Source organism: Pseudoxanthomonas mexicana, assembly GCF_001556105.1.
GTDB lineage: Bacteria > Pseudomonadota > Gammaproteobacteria > Xanthomonadales > Xanthomonadaceae > Pseudoxanthomonas_A > Pseudoxanthomonas_A mexicana_A.
In genome coordinates, this window is the sequence record NZ_LSIF01000017.1 from 22643 (window position 1) to 41964 (window position 19322).

The following is a 19322-nucleotide window of genomic DNA, read 5'->3' on the forward strand; positions in this document are numbered from 1 at the left end:
TCGGGCGCCGTTGCTTTTCAAGCGCTTCGCATCATCCGCTTCAACACGGGCGACACGATCAGCGCCACTGCGCCGCAGCCCAGCCCGATCCACATCATCAGCCAGAACAGGTCCGCATAGCCGGTGGCAGCCTGTGCGAGGTCCCAGGTGTCGCCTTCCGGCACATCGAGCGCGGCCAGCTTGCCGAACTGCGCGGCCAGCGTTTCCGAGAATGAGGTGGCGAGCAGCCACAGGCCCATCATCAGGCCGACTACGCGCGGCACCGACAGTTCGGTGACGGCGGCGAGGCTGACCGGCGCCAGGCACATCTCGCCGATCTCCAGCAGCAGGTAGGCCAGCACCAGCCACCACACGCTCGCCATCACGCCGGTTTCGCCGACCTGCTGCGCCGCGAGTGCGAGCGGCACAAATGAAAGGCCGCCGAACACCAGGCCCAGTGCGCCCTTCAATGGTTTGGACGGGTCGCGACCGCGCCGGCCGAGGGTCGCCCACAGCCACGCAAAGATGGGCGCCAGCACCACCAGAAACAGCGCGCCGAGGTAGGTCAGTGAGCCTGCGGTTTGTGGCAGCACGATCGAATCGCGCAGCACGAGCGCGACCATCACGCCGGCCACGCCGAGGAAGATCGTGCGGGCGGCCGACGTGGAGCCACGTTCCGATGCACGCACGGCCATCACGAATGCCACCGGCATCGCCAGCAGTCCCCAGGTCGACCACGGCGCGGTGCCGATGAACAGTCCGAGGTTCGCCAGGAGATTGTCCGACCACACCAGCACGCCGGGCGCATGCACCAGCGACGGGAACAGGTCTTTCGTCAGCAACCGGTCGGTGAACATCACCCACGAACCGTAGGTCTGCTCGTACAGGGTGAAGAAGACCAGGCACATGAAGATCATCGCCATCAACGCGAGCATCTGCCGCCGTTGCGTCGCGGTGCACTGCGTGGTGATGAACCAGGTGAACCAGCCCAGCACCAGCAGCAGCACGAGCAGCATCAGCACCAGGGCGAGCGACAGTTCTCCGCCCAGTGCGAACGCGCCGTTCGCCGCCGCCCACATCAACCACGCCAGGGGCAGTACGCCAAGCCCGGCGCCGAGATAGATCGTCCATTCGCGCCTTATGCCGAGTACGGACGCACGCAGTGCTGCCGCTGAAGGCGGTTCGGCGTGGCCCTGCAGGTAGCGCTGGCCCCACAGGAACATCGCCAGCCCCAGCACCATGCCGATACCGGCGGCGCCGAAGCCGTATCGCCAGCCCAGCGTTTCGCCCAGGTAGCCGCACACCAGCGATGCCAGCAGCGCACCGAGGTTGATGCCGGCGTAGAACAGGCTGAAGCCGCCATCGCGACGCGGATCACCCGGCGGATACAGGCGACCGACGATGCCCGTGATGTTCGGCTTCAGGAAGCCTACGCCCATGACGATCAGCGCCAGCGACAAGTACATCGTGCGCAGTGCGTCTTCGTCGCGCGTCACCACGCCAGCGTCCGACACGGCCGCCACGCCTTCCAGTGCCATGCCGGCATGGCCCGCGACGAGCAGCAGCCCGCCTAACACCACCGCTTTGCGCATGCCCAGCCAGCGGTCGGCGAGCAGTCCACCGATCACGGGAATGCAGTAGACCAGGCCGCCATAGGCACCGATCAGGTCGTAGCCGGCGCCGTCGGCGAACAGGTGGTACTTGGTCAGGTAGAGCAGCAGCAGCGCCTTCATCCCGTAGAAGGAAAAGCGCTCCCACATCTCGGTGAAAAAGCAGACGTAGACGCCCTTGGGGTGGCCCAGGAAATCATCGCGGCCGATGGTCGCGGGGGCAGGGTGGCTCAAGGAGCGCTCCGGCTTCGGAAAACCCGGCGAGTATAGGCGGCACGCTTGCCGGCGCGGCTGGACTTGCCGGGCGGCGAACGCTAGCGTGTCCGCCTTCTGCCATTCGGGAACGCGCCATGAGCTCGCCGGGGACCCCGCAACTTACCTTCCGCGCCGTCGTGCTGGCCATCGTGCTGGCCGTGGTGCTGTCCGCCGCCAATGCCTACCTGGGCCTGTTCGCCGGCCTGACGGTGGCCACCGCCATCCCGGCGGCCGTCGTCTCGATGGGCGTGCTGCGCCTGCTGGGCGGTGGCACCATCCTGGAAAACAACATCGTGCAGACGGGCGCCTCCGCGGGCTCTTCGATCGCGGCGGGTGTGATCTTCACCATCCCGGCGTTGATCCTCATGGGCTACTGGCCTGACTTCAAATACTGGTGGGTGCTGGGCATCGCCGGACTGGGTGGCCTGCTGGGCGTGCTGTTCTCGGTGCCGCTGCGACGTTCGATGATCGTCGAAGAGCCGCTGCCGTTCCCCGAAGGCAAGGCCGCCGCCGAGGTGCTGAAGGCGGGCGAGAATCCGGGCCCTGGCCTGAAGATTCTGGGCATCTCTGCTGCGATCGGCGCGCTGGTGAAATTGGCCGCGGCCAATGGTCTGCGTTTGATTCCCGACAGTTGGGCGGTGGCCAGTTATTTCGCCAACAACAAGGTGATCGGTTATCTGGGCACCGGCCTGTCGCCGGCGCTGCTGGGCGTGGGTTACATCGTTGGCCTGAACGTGGGCATCGTGGTGCTGTCCGGTGCCATCCTGTCTTGGCATATCGCCATCCCCATTTACAACGCATTCTTTCTGGGCAGCGATCCGCAACTGGCCGCTGCCATCGCGGGCGCGCCTGCCGAAGACGCAGCCTTTGCAATCTGGTCGGCCAAGATCCGGTTCCTCGGCGTTGGCGCGATGCTGGTCGGCGGCATCTGGACGCTGTTCTCGCTTCGCAAGTCGTTGCTTTCCGGCATCAAGAGCGGTTTCGCGGCCGCGCGCAAAGGTGCGGCACAGGGCGTCGCCGAGACCGACCGCGACCTGCCGATGAAGTGGATGCTGGTGGCGCTCGTGTTGTTCGTATTGCCGCTGCTCGCGCTGTACCAAGCCATTGTCGGCCAATGGCACGTCAGCATTCCGATGACGATCATCATGATCGTGGCCGGATTCCTGTTCGTGTCGGTGTCCGGCTACTTGGCCGGCTTGGTGGGATCGTCGAACAATCCGGTGTCCGGCATCACCATCGCCACCATCCTGTTCGCATCGGTCGTCCTGCTGCTGTTGCTGGGCACCGATGGCGAGCACACGGTCAACGGTGCGCCGCTCGGCGCCGTCGCCGCGATCATGATCGGTGCGGTGGTCTGCTGCGCGGCCGCTGTTGGCGGAGACAATCTGCAGGACCTCAAGACCGGTTACTTGGTCGGTGCGACACCATGGAAGCAACAGCTGATGCTCGGCATCGGCGCGTTCTCGTGTGCGTTGATCATGGCGCCCGTACTGAATCTGCTGCAGGAAGCCTATGGCATAGGCTCCAAGACGCTGCCCGCGCCGCAGGCCAACTTGATGGCGTCGGTGGCCAAGGGACTGTTCGGCGGCGAATTGCCGTGGACGATGATCAGCATCGGTGCGGTGGTCGGTGCCGTCGTCATCGCGATCGATGGCTGGTTGAAGTCGCGCGGTTCACGCTTCCGCGTCCCCGTACTCGCAGCTGCGATCGGCATCTATCTGCCGCTGGAACTGATGGTGCCGATCTTCCTCGGCGGCTTGCTGGCGCATATCGTGCAGCGCTACCACAAGATCAAAGCGGACGACGAGGCAGGGCTTGACCGCGTGCACCGTCCCGGCGTCCTCTTCTCGGCAGGTCTTATCACGGGCGAGGCGCTGATGGGTATCGCGATCGCCCTGCCTATCGTGATCACGCAGAACCCGGATGTGTTGGCGCTGCCGCTGGACCTGGGTGAATGGGCGCAGTGGGTCGGACTGGCGGTGCTTGCCTTCGTGGGCTGGCTGCTGCTGCGTACCGGCAAACGAGGTGAACAGGCATAAGCCTGCCGGCAACGGCGCAAAGGCGTGACCTGACGCCTTTGCGCCGCGGCGCGCTTAGCGCCTACCATCGGGGTTTCCCTGTTTGCCGGAGCCCCGGATGAAGCTGAAATCCGCCCTGTTGCCCCTCTGCCTGCTGGCGGCACTGCCGTCGCTGGCTGCCGCCCGCGGCCTGGACGTGCGCGACCTGCAGAAGCTGGACCGCGTGTCGTCGCCGACGTTGTCGCCGGATGGCAGCACCGTCGTGTTCGCCAAGCGCGTCGTCGACGCCGACGTGGTCAAGGCCAGCAGCAGCCTGTGGATCCGCAACCTGCTGACCCGCGACATGGCGCCGCCCAAGCGACTGACGCCGGAAGGCTGGAGCGTCAACTCGCCCTCGTTCTCGCCGGACGGCACGACCGTCTACTTCCTCAGTGCCAAGTCCGGCACGCAGCAGCTGTACGCCCTGCCGATGGCGGGCGGCACGCCGCGTCAGCTGACCGCCTTCGCGCTGGACGTCGCCAGTTACAAGCTGTCGCCCGACGGCGCGCGCGTGCTGTTCAGCACCGACACCTTCGCCGACTGCAAGTCCGACTTCGCCTGCACGAAGAAGAAGCTGGACGACACCGCCGCGAAGAAGAGCACCGGCGTGGTCTATGAAGGCCTGTTCGTGCGCCACTGGGATACCTGGGCCGATGGCCGCCGCAGCCGCCTGTTCGTCGCTGCGCTGCCGGCAGCCAAGGCCAAGCCGGTCGCCAGCGCCACCTCGCTGACGGACAGCATCGATGGCGACGCACCGTCCAAGCCGTTCGGCGGTGCGGACGAGTACACCTGGTCGCCGGATGGTGCCTCGGTTGTCGCCGCGATCCGCGTGGCCGGCAAGGGCGAGGCGTGGTCGACCAACTTCGACCTGTACCAGATCGCCGCCGACGGCAGCGGTACGCCGGTCAACCTGACGGCCGCGAATCCGGCATGGGATACCGGCCCGGTGTTCAGCGCCGACGGCAAGACGCTGTTCTACCGGGCGATGAAGCGCCCGGGTTTCGAAGCCGACCGCTACGGCTTGATGTCGATGGACCTGGACAACGGGAAAGTCCGCGAGATCGCGCCGAACTGGGATCGCAGTGCCGACAGCATCGTGCTCTCGGATGACGGCAAACGGATCTACACCACCGCGCAGGAGGTGGGCGAGCATCCACTGTTTTCGGTGGAGATCCAGGGTGGCGAAGTGCGCCGGGTCGTTGGGGACGGCAGCGTGTCGGCCTTCGACGTGGTCGGGCGGACGCTGGTGTTGTCGCGCAACACGTTGAAGTCCGGCGACGTGATCTATGCGACCAGTGACGACGTCGGCGCCACCTTGCGCGCCATCACGCCCAGTGCCGGCGAGGTGCTGAAGGACGTGTCGTTCGGCGATTTCGAACAGTTCAACTTTAAGGGCTGGAACAACGAGACCGTGCATGGTTACGTGGTCAAGCCGCACGACTACGTGGAAGGGCAGAAGTACCCGGTGGCGTTCCTGATCCACGGCGGCCCGCAGGGCAGTTTCGGCAACGGATGGAGCTACCGCTGGAATCCGCAGACGTATGCGGGCCAGGGCTACGCGGTGGTGATGATCGATTTCCACGGATCCACCGGTTACGGCCAGGCCTTCACCGACGCGATCAGCCAGCACTGGGGCGACCGCCCGTTGGAAGACCTGCAGAAGGGCTGGGCCGCGGCACAGAAGAAGTACGCCTTTCTTGATGGGAAAAATGCCTGCGCACTCGGCGCCAGCTACGGCGGCTACATGGTCAACTGGATCGCCGGCAACTGGAACGAGCCGTGGAAGTGCCTGGTCAACCACGATGGCGTGTTCGACCTCCGCTCGATGGCGTACGTGACCGAGGAACTGTGGTTCACCGAGTGGGAGAACGGCGGTACCCCGTACGACGTGCCGAAGAACATCGAGACGTTCAACCCGGTCAACCACATCGCCAAGTGGCGCGTGCCGATGCTGGTGGTGCAGGGCGAGAAGGACTACCGCGTGCCGGTGGACCAGGGCCTGTCCACGTTCACCGCGTTGCAGCGCAAGGGCATCGAGTCGAAGCTGCTGTACTTCCCCGGCGAGAACCACTGGGTGCTGAAGCCGCAGAACAGCATCCTGTGGCATGACACCGTCAACGCCTGGCTCAAGCAGCACATCGGCCAGTAAGCGTCGCGCAACGGCCGGCTCCACGCCGGCCGTTGCTTTTCCGTAGTTTGAAGGGGAGTTCCGACCGATGGCGATCGAAGCCACCGCACCATCCACCGCGCTGATCCAGAACGACATCGTCCTGTTCGGCCTCATCGCCGCCACGCTGGGCGTCGTCTTCTGGACGTCGTCGCGCGAAACGGGTTTCTTCAAGAAGTTCTACACCTTCGTTCCAGCGTTGTTGCTCTGCTACTTCATCCCCGGGCTCTACAATAGCTTTGGCTTGATCGATGGCGCTGCAAGCAAGCTGTACAACCCGGTCGCCAGCCGCGTGCTGCTGCCGGCCGCGCTGGTGCTGCTGACGCTGACCATCGACTTGAAGGGCGTGCTGAAGCTGGGCCCGAAGCTGCTGGTGATGTACGCCGCGGCGTCGATCAGCGTGATGATCGGTGCGTTCGTGGCGTTTGGCGTGATGGACGTCCTGCATCCAGAAACGGTCGCCGGCGACACGTGGGGCGGCATGGCCGCGTTGGCAGGCAGCTGGATCGGTGGCGGCGCCAACATGATGGCGATGCAGGTTGCGTTCGATGTGGACCAGACTACGTTCAGCCAGTTCGTCGTGGTCGACGTGGCGGTGGGTTATCTGTGGATGGCGGTGCTGATCTTCCTCGCCAACCGCGCCAAAGCCATCGATGCCAGGACCGGTGCGGACACCCGCGCGATCGAGGATCTCAAGGAGCGCCTGGCGAGCTACCAGAAGCAACACGAACGCGTGACCACCTCGACAGACCTGATGGTGATCCTCGCCATTGCGTTCGGCACCGTCGGTCTGGCACATGCGATCGCGGGACCCGCATCGGCGTGGTTCGCGGATGTGGCATGGGCCAGGCAGGTCAGCTTGCACGAACCCTTCGTCTGGGTAGTGGTGTTGTCCACGTTCGTGGGACTCGGCTTGAGCCTTACGCGGGCCCGCTCGCTGGACGGCGCGGGCGCTTCGAAGATCGGCTCCCTGTTCCTGTACATCCTGATCGCCTGCATCGGGATGCAGATGGACATCTTCAGGCTGGCCGACAAACCTTGGCTGCTGGCGCTGGGACTGATCTGGATCCTCGTCCACATCGTGTTGCTGGCGTTGCTGGGCAAACTGCTGCGTGTGCCCTTCTTCTACTTCGCGATGGGTTCGCAGAGCAATATCGGCGGGCCGGCGTCCGCGCCCGTGGTCGCGTCGGTGTTCCATCCCTCGCTGGCGCCGGTAGGCGCATTGCTTGGCGCATTGGGTTACGCCACCGGTACCGTCGCCGCGTACGCCGTTGGCGTTGGCTTGCGGGCAATGGCAGGGCAGGGCTGATCCGGAGCCTCTCGTAGGAGCGACGTGAGCCGCGACCGGAAACATCAACGTCGCGAGTCACGTCGCTCCTACAGAAGGCCAAAGAAAAAGGCGAAGCCATCGGCTTCGCCCTTTTGTTTTCACGTGGTTCTATACATCAGCAGCAGCGGAACCCGCTTTTGCCGCCGAACCGCGCCTCCTGCCGTTCGCGGAAGAAGGTCTTGTAATCCATCGGCTCGCGGTCGGGATGCTTCTCGAGGATGTGCCGGACGTAGTTGTCGTAATCCGGCACACCGCAGCACAGCCGCGCCGTCTGCACCAGCCGCCGCCACACACGCTTGTGCGTGGCGAAGTGCGAGAGCGGGACGAGTTCGGTGCCCATGGCTTACAGCCACACCTTCTGCTGTTCTTCCGTCAGTGCGACGTACGGCGACTCGCGGTCGGTACGCACGCTGCTGGCACGGGCCTTGAGGATCGCCTTGATCGCGTAGAACAGCACGCTGAACACCACGAACAGGAACAGCACGGTGAGTGCGGTGTTGACGTAGCTGTTGATCACCACCTGGTGCATCTGGCTCATGCTCTTGGCGGCGCCCAGCAGCTGGCCGTCGGCGATGGAGGCCTGGTACTTCTTGGCCTGGGCGACGAAGCCGACCGCCGGGTTGCTGTCGAAGATCTTGATCAGGCCCGCGTAGGTCGTGCAGATCAGCAGCCAGATCGCCGGGGCGATGGTCACCCACGCATAGCGGTCGCGCTTCATCTTGAACAGCACCACCGTGCACAGCATCAGCGCGATACCGGCGAGCATCTGGTTGGCGATGCCGAACAGCGGCCACAGGGTGTTGATGCCGCCCAGCGGATCCACCACGCCCTGGTACAGGAAGTAACCCCACAGCGCGACGCAGCCGGCCGTGCCGATGACGTTTGCGCTCCAGGAGTCGGTCTTGCGCAGCGGCGGGATGAAGTTGCCCAGCAGGTCCTGCAGCATGAAGCGGCCGGCACGCGTGCCCGCATCCACGGCGGTCAGGATGAACAGCGCTTCGAACAGGATGGCGAAGTGGTACCAGAACGCCATCATCGCGTCGCCGCCCGGCAGGGCGTCGTGCAGGATCACCGCGATGCCGACGGCCAGCGTCGGGGCGCCACCGGCGCGCGAGATGATCGTGCTTTCGCCGATGTTCTGCGCGGTCTGCTCCAGCATTTCCGGCGTCACCAGGAAGCCCCAGCTGCTGACCTTGGCGGCCACGTCGACCGCGGTGGTGCCGATGGCGGCGGCGGGGCTGTTCATGGCGAAGTACACGCCCGGCTCGATGATCGAGGCCGCGACCAGCGCCATGATGGCGACGAACGATTCCATCAGCATGCCGCCGTAGCCGATGTAGCGGGTGTGGGTTTCATTGGCCAGCAGCTTGGGCGAGGTGCCCGAGCTGATCAGCGCATGGAAGCCCGACACCGCGCCGCAGGCGATGGTGATGAACAGGAACGGGAACAGGCCGCCCTTCCAGACCGGACCATCGCCGGTGCTGGCGAACTGCGTGAACGCCGGCATCTTCAGCGAGGTCACTTCCGGGCTGGCGATGACGATGCCGATGGCCAGCGCCACGATCACGCCGATCTTGAGGAAGGTCGACAGGTAGTCGCGCGGCGCCAGCAGCAGCCACACGGGCAGCACGGCGGCGACGAAGCCATAACCGATCAGCATCCAGGTGATCTGGGTACCGGTGAAGGTGAAGGCCGGACCCCAGGTCGGGTGTGCGCCGACCTTGCCACCGAACCAGATGGCGAGCAGCAGCAGGACGATGCCGATCACCGAGATCTCGCCGATCTTGCCCGGGCGGATGTAGCGCATGTAGATGCCCATGAAGATCGCGATGGGCATCGTCGCGATCACCGTGAACATGCCCCACGGGCTTTCCGCCAGCGCCTTCACCACGATCATCGCCAGCACCGCGAGGATGATGATCATGATCAGGAAGGCACCGAACAGTGCGATGGTGCCGGCCACCTGGCCCATTTCCTCGCGGACCAGGTCACCGAGCGAGCGGCCGTTGCGGCGGCTGGAGATGAACAGGACCATGAAGTCCTGCACCGCACCGGCCAGTACCACGCCGGCGATCAGCCACAGCATGCCGGGCAGGTAGCCCATCTGCGCGGCCAGCACGGGACCGACCAGCGGACCGGCGCCGGCGATGGCGGCGAAGTGATGGCCGAACAGCACGTGCTTGTTGGTGGGCACGTAGTCCAGGCCGTCGTTGTTGATGTGTGCCGGCGTGGCCCGGGTCGGGTCCAGCTGCATCACGTTCTTGGCGATGTACAGGCTGTAGTAGCGGTAGGCGACCAGGTAGATGGAGACCGCCGCCACGACGATCCACAACGCACTGATCTGTTCGCCCTGGCGCAGCGCCACCACGCCCAGACACACCGCGCCGAGCAGCGCGAGCGCCGCCCAGCCGATCTTGGAAAAACCATTCATTCGGGAACCCTCCTGCGAGTCCGCACAAGGGTCACCCCATGCGGGAAACCGGTCAATCCGTAATGTCGGATTCAGCCTTCGACTTTGGTCGCAGTCCGGCGGCGTAGGGGCCTCAGAGCCAGCGCGAGCGCTTGAACAGGCGGTACAGGCCGAAGCAGGCCAGCGCCACGCCGGCGATCAGCAGCGGGTAGGCGAAGCGGCCCCCCAGTTCCGGCATGTAAGCGAAATTCATGCCGTACCAGCTGGTGATCAGCGTCGGTGCGGCGAGCAGGGCGGCCCACGCACCCAGCCGCTTGACGATCTCGCCCTGCGCCAGCGTCACCAGCGACAGGTTGACGCTCAGCGCGGCGGTCAGCATCTCGCGCAGCGTGTCGGTGTATTCGTTGACGCGCAGCACGTGGTCCTGCACGTCGCGGAAGTACAGCCGTACTTCCTCCGGGATCAGCGCGCTCTGCGAGCGCGTGAGCTGCGCCAGCACGTCCTGCAGCGGTGCGACGGCCAGCCGCATCTGGGTCAGTTCGCGCTTCAGTTCGTACAGCTTCACCACCGTCACCCGGCGGTAGGTGTCGGCGAAGATGTCCTTCTCCAGCGCATCCAGCGTCTGCTTGAACTGGTCGATGATCGGCCGGTAGTTGTCGACGATGTAGTCCAGCACCGCGTACAGGCCGTAGGACGGGCCGAGCGCGAGCAGCTCGGGTTCGCGCTGCACGCGTTCGCGCACTGGCGCGTACGAGAGCGAGGCGCCATGGCGTACCGTCACCAGGTAGCGCGGGCCGAGGAAGGCGTGGGTTTCGCCGAACTTGATGCGGTCGTCCACCACCTGCGCAGTGTGCACGGCGACGAACAGCGAGTTGCCGTAGGCCTCCAGCTTCGGGCGCTGGTGCGCGTTCTGCGCGTCCTCCACGGCGAGGTCATGCAGGCAGAATTCCTCCTGCAGCTTCTCGAGGATCGTATCCGCTGGTTCGTACAGCCCCACCCAGATGAAGCTGCCGTCGTCGACGGCGAGCACGTCGCTGATCTCGTCCAGGCCGATGTCGCGCCGCTTGCCGTCCTTGTCGTAGACCACGCAGTTGATCACGCACTGCGGCAGGACGGGCTTCGTATCAATGGTCGCGAGGTCATTCATGGCGTGAATCGTGCGCCACGCCGCCGCATCCGACAAGCCCGTGCCTCTCCTGTAGGAGCGACGTGAGTCGCGACCAAGAGAATGACACTCCACGGCGGCTCCTCACGCACGGATCCTGTGGAAGCCGCTTTGGCGCTTCCTTCAGGATCCGTGCTCCTTCAGTCTCCTGGTTGCTCCGTTTCCGAGGTCGCGACTTACGTCGCTCCTACAGAAAGCAGGATGCGGTCATTGCGCCACGAACCGGATCGCCTGCCCGCCCCCCGGCGCCAGTTTCAGCGTCAGCGTGTCGCCGCGGGTCACGCTGCGCTCCTCGATGACGATGTCCTGCGGCGCGGTCTTCCAGTTGGCCTTGTCGCCGTCGCGGTAGATCTGCGCGGTATAGCGGCGGCCTTCGTCGAGGAAGGACAGCGGCACGCTCAGCGTGCGGCCGTCCTCGTCGGTCAGCGAACCGAGATACCAGTTGTCGCCGCCGCGCTCCTTGCGCGCGATGGTGACGTAGTCGCCGACTTCCCCGTTCAGTACGCGGGTGTCGTCCCAGTCGACCGGCACGTCCTTGATGAACTGGAACGGCGCCGGGTTCTTCTCGTAGTTCTCCAGCAGGTCGGCCGCCATCTGCAGCGGGCTGTAGATCACCACGTACAGCGACAGCTGCTTGGCCCACGTGGTGGCGATGCCGTCGGTGGAGCGCGTCTTCATGCCGAAGATGCCGGGCGTGTAATCCATCGGGCCGGCCAGCAGGCGGGTGAACACCAGGTTGGCTTCGTGCTCGGGCGGATTGCCGGGCTGGCCCCAGGCGCTGAACTCCATGCCACGTGCGCCTTCGCGCGTGATCCAGTTCGGATACGTGCGGCGCAGGCCGCTGTCCTTGATCGGTTCGTGCGGATTGACGGAGATATGCCGCCTGGCGGCTTCGGTCACCACCTTCAGGTGATGGCGTGCCATGTCCTGGCCTTCATGCCACGCATAGTGGCGCTTGCCATCCGTGCCGGTGACCTTGGCCTGGCTGGCATCGGCGACGTAGCCGGTCTTCACCGCCGGCACGCCGACGCGCTGGTACAGGTCGAACGCATCGCCGAGTTGCGTCTCATAGTGCGCCGCGTTGCCCGAGGTCTCGTGGTGTCCGATCAGCACGACGTTCTTCGAGCGCGCATACGCACTCAGCGCCGCGAGGTCGAAATCGGGATACGACTTCGTGAAGCTGAAATCCTCGCCATTGCCGAACCAGTCGCCGTCCCAGCCCACGTTCCAGCCCTCGACCAGCACGCCGCCCAAGCCATGCCTGGCGGCGAAGTCGATGTGCTTGCGCACGTTCTCGTTGGTCGCACCGTGCTTGGGCCCCGAGGCCCAGCTCTTCAGTTCCAGGTGCATCTCCCACCACACGCCGACGTACTTCATCGGCTTGACCCACGACACATCGCCAAGCGCGTTGGGTTCGTTGAGGTTGAGCGTCAGGCTGGACATCGCCAGGCCGGCCGCATCGTCGCTGAGCAGCAGCGTGCGCCACGGCGTGTCGAACGGCGCCGCGCGCACCACCTTGCCTTCGCCGATGCCCGGCGTCAGGTCGGCCTTCAGGCGGCGGTCCTCGACGCGGGTCAGGTTCATGCCGCTGTAGTCGACCAGCGCCGCCTCATGGATCGACAGGTGGGTGCCATCCTCGAACTTGAAGGTGATCGGCGTCTGCGCATCGCCGACCTGCTGCACCGGCGTACGGTGGTACAGGTATTCCTCGCGGTTCCACTCGCCGGCCGGAATCCACCACGCCGTCGCATCGCGGGCCAGCGAGAACTCGGTCAGCTCTTCGCTGATCTTCACCTGCTCCAGGCCCGCCTGCTTCGGGAAGCGGTAGCGGAAGCCCACGCCATCATCGAACACGCGGAAAACGACATCGAACTGGCGGAACGGCTTGGCCTTTTCCTTCAGCGTGACGGTCAGTTCGTTGTAGTGGTTGCGGACGAAGCGACGCTCACCCCAGGGCTGCTCCCATGTGTCATCGGACGTGCGCGTGCGCGGCTGCACGATCTCGATGTTGCGCTCGAACTTCGGTGCGTCCAGCAGCAGGAAGCCCAGCCGCGACGGCGTGATGACCGCTTGGCCCTTGCGCGAGACCGCATACGCGGGCCGGCCGTCATTGTCGGTGGAGAGATCCACCACGATGGAACCATCGGGCGAGGCGATGCGTGGACCCGGGCCGGCATGGGCCGACGCGGCGAAGCCGAAGACAACAAGCAGGGAGAGAAGACGGCGCATGCGACCCTCGCGATTGGCAGAGGGCTGCATCGTGCGTGGCATGGCTCAGTGCGACAAGCGTCGCGGCATGAATACGTATGCAAGCACCAGGTGCACGGGCAGCAGCAAGGCGATCCACGTCTGGTTGTACTGCAGCCGCATCGGCAGCCAGTGCAGGAACCACGCGACCAATGCACCCACGGCGATGGCCGCCAGCAGCCAACCGAACCACGCCGGCGGTGTGCGGCGGCGCAACACGGCAATTGCGCCGGGGACCAGCAGCAAGCACAGCGGATTGAGCAGCAGCAGGTTGCGGTTGGCCCACGCGGCCCAGTGATCGGTGAAGCCCCAGAGATAGACCAGCACGCTGCCACCGACGAAGCACAGCAGCCAGAAGGGCAGTGCCGCGGCGACCGTGGCGCGCGGCCAGCGCTGCCCCGCGAATGCAATCGCAATGGCGATCAGCACGCCGGCGCCCAGCCACGGCAGCCAGCGGCGCGGTGCTTCGGCGGGTTCGGCGGCGATGCGGTGCGGCAGGAGCTGCATCTCCGACTGCACCAGCGGACGGCCCGCGGCATTCTTCGCTTCGCGCAGGCTGTCGGCCAGGCGCATCGGCACGTAGGCCTCTTCCCACCGCGCCATCGGCTTGTCGGCATTCGGGCCGAGGCCGAGATCGAAGCCCAGCCACATCCACGTCGCCGGTGACGCCAGCCGCACCGCCTCGCTGCGGAACGTGTTGCCGCGCGAGCGCCCGGCCAGCTGCGACTTCAGCCTGCCGCCGAGCGCGGCATCCAGTGCGTCGCGGACCTGGGTGGAGCAGTTGGAGGTGAAATAGTCGTAGCGGTAGCGCGCATTCTCGGGCTTCGCCCGTTCGGTCAGTGCGTCGGCCAGCGCCTGCGCCTGCGCGGGCTCGATGTCCAGCCACTGCAGCGACACGCCGCGCCCACTGTCGCGGTACTGCATCAGGTCCTGCTCGAACGGCAGCGCGACCAGGTAATACATCATGTGGCCGCGGGCGAAGTTGCCGACGAAGTCGGCCTCGCCCGGATCGAAGAAGCCGAAGTTGTACGAGATCGCATCGCCACTGGCGGGATCGACCACGACGATCGCGTTGTGGCCGAAACGCTCGAAGAACACCTCGCCCGGCTGCATCGTCGCGACGCCGATCCGCGGCGCGGCCCATGCGCTCGCCGCCAGCAGCCACAGCACGCCGAGCAGCGCCAGGCGCGCGGCGGCGCTACGCATCGGCCAGCACGCCGACATGGAAGGCATGCACGCGGCGCGCGTCGGCGCGTGCGACGCGGAACATGAAGCGGCCCAGCGTCAGTTCCTCGCCGGTTTCCGGCAGATGGCCGATGGCCGCGGTAATCAGGCCACCGACGGTGTCGTACTCGTCGTCGAGGAAGTCGGCACCGAAGCGCTCGTTGAAGTCGGCGATCGGCGTCAGCGCATCGACCACGAACTGGCCGTCGGCCTGCGCCGCGATCAATGCGGCGCCGTCTTCGGCTTCGTCGTGTTCGTCGTCGATCTCGCCGACGATCTGTTCCAGCACGTCCTCGATGGTGACCAGGCCGGCCACACCGCCGTACTCATCCACGACGATCGCCATGTGGTTGCGCGACAGCCGGAATTCCTTCAGCAGCAGATTGAGTTTCTTGGACTCCGGGATCAGCACTGCCGGCCGCAGCAGTTCGCGCACGCTGCCCGGCCCGTTGTCGGCGACGACGCCGCGCAGCAGGTCCTTGGCCAGCAGGATGCCGAGGATCTCGTCCTTGTTGTCGCCGTGCACCGGGAAGCGCGAATGGCCGGATTCCACCACGTCCTTCATCAGGTCGAGGAAGCGCGCTTCCACCGGCAGGGAGACCATCTGCGCGCGCGGCACCATGACATCGCCCACGGTGAGATCGGCGACCGCAATGGCGCCTTCCATCATCTTGAGGGTGTCGCCGCCGATCAGGCCGTCGGACTGCGCATCGCGCAGGATGGCCACCAGATCGTCGCGTGTGCTGGGTTCGCCGGAGAACGCCGAACTGAGGCGGTCCAGCCAGGTGCGCCGTTTCTCCGACGGTTTGTCGGAGCCTTCCGGCGCGAGGGTACTGTCGTCTTCTGACATCTCGGGGGCGTGGTCGCCCGCGGGGGCGTGACGGCCAGTCTAACCCGGTTGGGAGACCGGCGCAGGCGTCGGCGCCTCGTCTCCGCCCTCCGCTTCGTCCTCGTCCCCGGGCAGGTCCAGGCTGTAGCTGCAGCCTGCGAGCGTCTTGCCGGGATGGGAGGACACGTTGCTGACGTTGAGCACGGCCGAGTCGATCAGCATCTTGCCGGAGGCCGGATCGCGGATCTCCTCGCTGCGCACTTCCTTGCCGAACATGGCCTTGGCCGGCGTGTCGACGGCGGTCTCCAGCTCAAGCTGCTTCGCCAGCGGGCGCGGATCGGGCAGGTCGAGCACGGCGACGACGCCACCGCCGGAGAAGGCGATGTGGTCCGTGTCGTGGCCGAACACCCGGACCGGGGCGAGCAGGCGGTACTCGCTCATGAACATGTTCGCCTGCGGCAGCGGCTGCCAGCCCAGCGCGACGGCCTTCAGCGGGTCCTCGAGCAACGGCGCGATCGCCGTGAGCTGCCCGAGATCGCCACGACACTCGATCAGGGCCGCGAGGTCGGGGCGGGCCTCCTGCGCGGTGGCGGACAGCGGGAGGCACAGCGCCAGCGCGGGCACGAAACAGGCGGCACGCAGCATGCGATCAGTCTTCCGCGTAAGGATCGGCGATGCCGAGATCGGCGAGGATTTCGCGCTCCAGTTGCTCCATGCACTCGGCTTCCTTGTCGTCTTCATGGTCCCAGCCCAGCAGGTGCAGCGCACCGTGCACGGTCATGTGCGCGTAATGCGCGGCCAACAGCTTCTTCTGTTCCTTCGCCTCGCGCGCGACCACCGGCGCGCAGATCACCAGATCGCCGAGCAGCGGCATCTTCACGCCCTTCGGCAGCTTGACGCCTTCGGCCATCTCGGCCGGGAAGCTGAGCACGTTGGTCGCGTAGTCACGGCCGCGGTAGTGGCGGTTGAGCGCGCGGCCTTCCTTGCTGTCGACGATGCGGATGGCGAGGTCGGCTTCGCGGATGCGGCCCTTCAGCGCGGCGGCCACCCACTTGCGGAAACTCACGGCGGAAGGAATGCCGGTGCGCGGCAGCGCGTAACTGACGGCGACTTCGAGGCGGACAGGGCCCTGGGTCATGGCAGGCGTGATCGACGTGGAGGGGTCAGGCGGGTTCCGCTTCCGGATCCTTGCCATCGCGTGCATCGTAAGCCCGCACGATCTTCGCCACCAGCGGATGGCGCACGACGTCGCGGCTGGTGAAGAAGTTGAAGGAGATGCCGTCCACGCCGCGCAGCACCTCCAGCGCGTCCTTCAGGCCGGACTTCTGGTGCTTGGGCAGGTCGACCTGGGTCAGGTCGCCGGTGACGACCGCGGTGCTGCCGTAGCCGATGCGCGTGAGGAACATCTTCATCTGTTCGATGGTGGTGTTCTGCGCCTCGTCGAGGATGACGAAGGCGTCGTTGAGCGTGCGGCCGCGCATGTAGGCCAGCGGCGCGATCTCGATGACGTTCTTTTCCAGCAGCTTGACCACCTTCTCCACACCCAGCATTTCGTAGAGCGCGTCGTACAGCGGGCGCAGGTAGGGGTCGACCTTCTGGCTGAGATCGCCGGGCAGGAAGCCGAGCTTCTCGCCTGCCTCCACCGCCGGACGCACCAGGATCAGCCGCTGCACGCGCGATTCGTTCAGCGCCTCGACCGCGCTCGCCACGGCCAGGAAGGTCTTGCCGGTGCCTGCCGGGCCGATGCCGAAATTGATGTCGTGGGTGGCGATGGCATGCAGGTACTTCGCCTGGTTGGCGCCGCGGCCACGCACGGTGCCGCGCTTGACCTTGATGGCGACGTCCTGCGGCTGGTAGTCCGCGTCGGCGATGCGGTCGACGTTGGCGCTGTTCAGGCGCAGGTGGATGGCTTCGCTGTCGAAGGTCTCGCTGGCGGTCTCCTCGTACAGCGCATGCAGCAGCTTTTCCGCGGCGGCAGCGGACTTCTCGGGTCCGGTGATGCGGAAGATGGCGCCGCGGTTGGCGATCTCCACGCCCAGGCGCAGTTCGATCTGGCGCAGGTGCGCATCGAACGGGCCGGCCAGGTTGGCGAGGCGCTCGACGTTCTCGGGCTGCAGGGTGAATTCGTGTTGGCTGGGAACGGTCATGGGGTAGGGCGGGTGTCTCGTGGCGTGGGTCAGTGGCGCGTCTGTTCGTCCGCGTCGTCCACCGGCCATTGGTGGAAGACATACACCTCGTCGTCGACGAGGGCCTGGTCGAAGTGTTCCTCCTCGGGCGCGTCGTGGCGCTCGATCTGCAGCGGTTCGTCCTCCACCGCGATCACTTCCCAGCCCTGCTCGCGGACGAACTCGACCGCGCGGCGCATCGGGTCCGGGACAAAGCCGGGGCGCAGGTAGCAGGTGACGAACGCCCCGCCGGCCTCGACGAAATCGGGGCTGTCGGGCAGGGGGCGGGCTTCCAGGGTGAACACCCACAGGCGCGGGCTATCGAGGGAAATGGCGGCGATTCCTGGCGAACACAAGGCGGACAGGCAGCGTAACCCGGCGCCGTGGCACGGGCCAGCCGCTGCCGTTCGTCGGCTGATCCGCCGGCTCAGTCGGTGCCGGCGACACGCCCGCGCAACGAGTTGCTCAACGCCTCGGTGATTACCACGTCGACGAATTGGCCAATGAGGCGCGGATGGCCGGGGAAATTCACCGAGCGCATGTTCTCGGTCTTGCCGGTCAGCTCATTCGGGTTCTTCTTCGAGGGGCCTTCCACCAGCACCGACTGCACCGTGCCGACCATGCGCTGCGAGATGCCGGCGGCGTACGCATTGATGTGCTGCTGCAGGCGGTCCAGGCGAGCGTGCTTCACGGCATCGGACGTGTCGTCTTCCAGGTCCGCGGCCGGGGTGCCGGGGCGGCGCGAGTAGATGAAGCTGAAGCTCTGGTCGAAGCCGACGTCTTCCAGCAGCTTCATCGTCTTCTCGAAATCGGCGTCGGTTTCGCCCGGAAAACCGACGATGAAGTCCGAGCTGATCGAGATGTCCGGCCTTACCGCGCGCAGCTTGCGGATCTTCTGCTTGAACTCCAGCGCGGTGTAGCCGCGCTTCATCGCCGACAACACGCGGTCGCTGCCCGCCTGCACCGGCAGGTGCAGGAAGTTCGCCAGTTGCGGCACGTCCCGGTACGCGTCCACCAGCGAATCGCTGAACTCCAGCGGATGCGAGGTGGTGAAGCGGATGCGGCCGACGCCATCGATCTCGGCGATGGTGCGGATCAGCAGGCCGAGGTCGGCGACGTCGCCGTCACCGTACGGACCACGGTAGGCATTGACGTTCTGGCCCAGCAGGTTGATCTCGCGGACGCCCTGCGCGGCCAGCTGCGCCACTTCCACCAGCACGTCCTCGAACGGCCGGCTGACCTCGGTGCCGCGGGTGTAGGGCACCACGCAGAACGAGCAGTACTTCGAGCAGCCTTCCATGATCGACACGAACGCCGACGGGCCTTCGGCACGCGGTTCTGGCATGCGGTCGAACTTCTCGATCTCGGGGAAGCTGATGTCGATCTGCGGCTTGTTCTGCTCGCGACGCGCGCGGATCAGCTCCGGCAGGCGGTGCAGGGTCTGCGGGCCGAACACCAGGTCCACGTACGGCGCGCGCTTGACGATGGCTTCGCCTTCCTGGGAGGCCACACAGCCACCGACGCCGATGATGACGTCGCGGCCGCCGGCTTTCAGGGCCTTCCAGCGGCCGAGCTGACTGAACACCTTCTCCTGCGCCTTTTCGCGGATGGAGCAGGTGTTCACCAGCACCACGTCGGCTTCTTCGGGGTTGTCGGTCAGCTCCAGACCATCGGAGGCGGCGAGCACGTCGGCCATCTTGGCCGAGTCGTACTCGTTCATCTGGCACCCGTGGGTCTTGATGTACAGCTTCCCGCGGACCTGGTCGGGTGTGCGCGGGCGGCCGATGGGCAGCGGAACGAGGGCGGGGTCGGTCACGGCGGGGCCGGCCGTGGTCGGTAGTTCGGGGGCTTGCGTCCCGGTCATGGCGCTTAATCCAGTCGGGT

The 19322-nt window shown here is 66.0% G+C and carries 15 protein-coding genes; 3 read left to right on the plus strand and 12 right to left on the minus strand.

Going from position 1 to position 19322, the window contains the following annotated elements; genetic code table 11:
- Positions 1–17 precede the first annotated feature (17 nt).
- The gene (locus AX730_RS02085) at positions 18–1823 is read right to left on the minus strand and encodes a peptide MFS transporter (RefSeq protein WP_062351224.1); all 1806 of its coding nucleotides are present in this window, start codon (positions 1821–1823) and stop codon (positions 18–20) included.
- 116 nt (positions 1824–1939) lie between these two features.
- On the opposite strand from AX730_RS02085, the gene AX730_RS02090 reads away from it, so the two are divergent.
- The 3 genes from AX730_RS02090 to AX730_RS02100 all read left to right on the plus strand — a co-directional run bounded on the left by AX730_RS02090 (position 1940) and on the right by AX730_RS02100 (position 7377).
- Positions 1940–3883 (plus strand): OPT family oligopeptide transporter, encoded by a 1944-nt coding sequence (locus AX730_RS02090; RefSeq protein WP_062351225.1) that lies wholly within the window; start codon positions 1940–1942, stop codon positions 3881–3883.
- A gap of 97 nt (positions 3884–3980) precedes the next feature.
- Positions 3981–6050: an alpha/beta hydrolase family protein gene (locus AX730_RS02095; RefSeq protein WP_062351229.1), complete on the plus strand. Its 2070-nt coding sequence runs from the start codon at positions 3981–3983 to the stop codon at positions 6048–6050.
- Positions 6051–6117: 67 nt separating this feature from the next.
- Positions 6118–7377: a DUF819 family protein gene (locus AX730_RS02100; RefSeq protein ID WP_062351231.1), complete on the plus strand. Its 1260-nt coding sequence runs from the start codon at positions 6118–6120 to the stop codon at positions 7375–7377.
- A 136-nt stretch (positions 7378–7513) separates the two neighbouring features.
- Here the strand turns inward: AX730_RS02100 and AX730_RS02105 are convergent, their stop codons facing one another.
- The 11 genes from AX730_RS02105 to miaB all read right to left on the minus strand — a co-directional run bounded on the left by AX730_RS02105 (position 7514) and on the right by miaB (position 19302).
- Positions 7514–7738 (minus strand): YbdD/YjiX family protein, encoded by a 225-nt coding sequence (locus AX730_RS02105; protein WP_062351234.1) that lies wholly within the window; start codon positions 7736–7738, stop codon positions 7514–7516.
- Positions 7739–7741: 3 nt separating this feature from the next.
- Entirely contained in the window at positions 7742–9829 is a 2088-nt protein-coding gene (locus AX730_RS02110; RefSeq protein WP_062351237.1) for a carbon starvation CstA family protein, read from the minus strand.
- Between the two features lie 112 nt (positions 9830–9941).
- Positions 9942–10955 (minus strand): magnesium/cobalt transporter CorA, encoded by a 1014-nt coding sequence (corA, locus tag AX730_RS02115; protein ID WP_062351240.1) that lies wholly within the window; start codon positions 10953–10955, stop codon positions 9942–9944.
- Positions 10956–11180: 225 nt separating this feature from the next.
- Positions 11181–13202 (minus strand): glycoside hydrolase family 97 protein, encoded by a 2022-nt coding sequence (locus tag AX730_RS02120; RefSeq protein ID WP_062351266.1) that lies wholly within the window; start codon positions 13200–13202, stop codon positions 11181–11183.
- 45 nt (positions 13203–13247) lie between these two features.
- Positions 13248–14453, minus strand: coding sequence for a lipoprotein N-acyltransferase Lnb domain-containing protein (locus AX730_RS02125; RefSeq protein ID WP_062351243.1), 1206 nt, complete (start codon positions 14451–14453; stop codon positions 13248–13250).
- Positions 14419–15294, minus strand: coding sequence for an HlyC/CorC family transporter (locus tag AX730_RS02130; protein WP_062351247.1), 876 nt, complete (start codon positions 15292–15294; stop codon positions 14419–14421). Before AX730_RS02130 ends, AX730_RS02125 begins: the two co-directional genes overlap by 35 nt.
- Positions 15295–15333: 39 nt before the next feature.
- The gene (locus AX730_RS02135; protein ID WP_062351250.1) at positions 15334–15918 is read right to left on the minus strand and encodes a hypothetical protein; all 585 of its coding nucleotides are present in this window, start codon (positions 15916–15918) and stop codon (positions 15334–15336) included.
- Positions 15919–15922: 4 nt separating this feature from the next.
- Positions 15923–16411, minus strand: coding sequence for an rRNA maturation RNase YbeY (ybeY, locus tag AX730_RS02140; protein WP_062351253.1), 489 nt, complete (start codon positions 16409–16411; stop codon positions 15923–15925).
- A gap of 25 nt (positions 16412–16436) precedes the next feature.
- Positions 16437–17420 (minus strand): PhoH family protein, encoded by a 984-nt coding sequence (locus AX730_RS02145; RefSeq protein ID WP_062351256.1) that lies wholly within the window; start codon positions 17418–17420, stop codon positions 16437–16439.
- A 29-nt stretch (positions 17421–17449) separates the two neighbouring features.
- Positions 17450–17794: a hypothetical protein gene (locus tag AX730_RS02150; protein WP_157074051.1), complete on the minus strand. Its 345-nt coding sequence runs from the start codon at positions 17792–17794 to the stop codon at positions 17450–17452.
- A gap of 71 nt (positions 17795–17865) precedes the next feature.
- Positions 17866–19302: a tRNA (N6-isopentenyl adenosine(37)-C2)-methylthiotransferase MiaB gene (gene miaB / locus AX730_RS02155; RefSeq protein ID WP_083537649.1), complete on the minus strand. Its 1437-nt coding sequence runs from the start codon at positions 19300–19302 to the stop codon at positions 17866–17868.
- Positions 19303–19322 lie beyond the last annotated feature (20 nt).